A 1,206-nucleotide genomic window follows, 5' to 3' on the forward strand; every position below is an offset into this window, starting at 1 on the left:
GGTATCCACTTGGTGGTTCTCTTTGCCTAGTATCGGGATGTGAAGTTCCCGGTGGCCTATCGGGTGTACAAGGGGAAAAGCACGCCCACACCCACCACGTTGGCGCGCGAGATGCTTCGCACTGTTCCTCACTCCATCCGTTCCCGGTTTCGCGTCCGGGTGTTGGCCGACAGCGGTTTTGAAGCGGCAGTGTTTCTGGACGAGGTGCGGCAACTTGGCTTTGAATTCGTGGTGGGTGTCCGAACCACCCGGCGCACCTTACATCCAGGAGAAGTCACGGTCTCGGATTGCCCACATGGCGGTTATGTTGAACTGAAGAATTGGCCGTATGAGACGCTAACGCTGGGCCGTTTTGACTGGGGAGACCGAACCTTTCATGCGGTGTCCTCGGAGCTGATGGAGGGAGACGAGGTGATCGCCGAGGGCAAAGAGCGGTGGAACGAGGAATCCTTTTTCAAGGAGGGGAAGCACCAGTTCGGCTTGGCGCAGTTCGCGCTGCGAACTGCTGTAGGGCCGGATCGCTGGATTCTGCTGGTCTTCCTGGCCTGGACGTTGGCGATCCTCCATCGGCAGGACGGGCTGACCCTGGAGGAATGTGCGTTCCTGGCGCTCATCACGGTGCTGCCCCATCTGCATCTCAACCGACTGTTGCACCTGTTCTCGAAAAACGCCGAATTCTTGCACCAGCACGGCTATTCACTCCGCTATGCAAGGTGCAACTCCTGAGTATAGCCCACGCAGCAGTATCCTTTGTCGCCCACAATTTTTGGCCCGTCGAAGTCGGGCCAGCGTCGATTGAGTTCGTAACTTACGGTGGTGTCGTGCAAATTGGCCGGTCTGATCAAGTATTGCGCGACCTCACCATCTTCCAGCACCCATGCGTGGAGCTTGTACCCAAAGAACTTCCCTTGCGTGCCATAGCCCCATCTCGCTCCTGGAAAGTGGCAGCGGCGTGTCCGTTTGGGACGGCAAATGAGCAGTGGCATCGAGTCGATGACCACCTCAGCACACGGTCTGGAGGGCGCGCACACCTGTTCGAGTTTCTCCAGAAGCCGGTTGGCTCGGTTGAAAGCTTGCGTATAGGAAGGCAGACCGGAACGGTCTGCCTTGAGGTTCAGTACCGGACAACTCGATTTCAATAGCGTCCTGAACAGCATTTTTGACATTTGAGCATTTGGTTGTCATCTGGGACGGCGAAAGGCGGCT

The 1,206-nt window shown here is 57.2% G+C and carries 2 pseudogenes; one reads left to right on the top strand and one right to left on the bottom strand.

Features of this window, described 5'->3' with window-relative positions:
- Window positions 1-726, top strand: a pseudogene (locus Q319_RS25210) (transposase); the annotation flags it as partial.
- Window positions 727-728: 2 nt separating this feature from the next.
- Here Q319_RS25210 and Q319_RS26720 read toward each other — a convergent pair.
- A pseudogene (locus tag Q319_RS26720) lies at window positions 729-1,112 on the bottom strand (transposase); the annotation flags it as partial.
- Between the last annotated feature and the right edge of the window lie 94 nt (window positions 1,113-1,206).

This window comes from Deinococcus marmoris DSM 12784 (assembly GCF_000701405.1).
GTDB classification, from domain to species: domain Bacteria; phylum Deinococcota; class Deinococci; order Deinococcales; family Deinococcaceae; genus Deinococcus; species Deinococcus marmoris.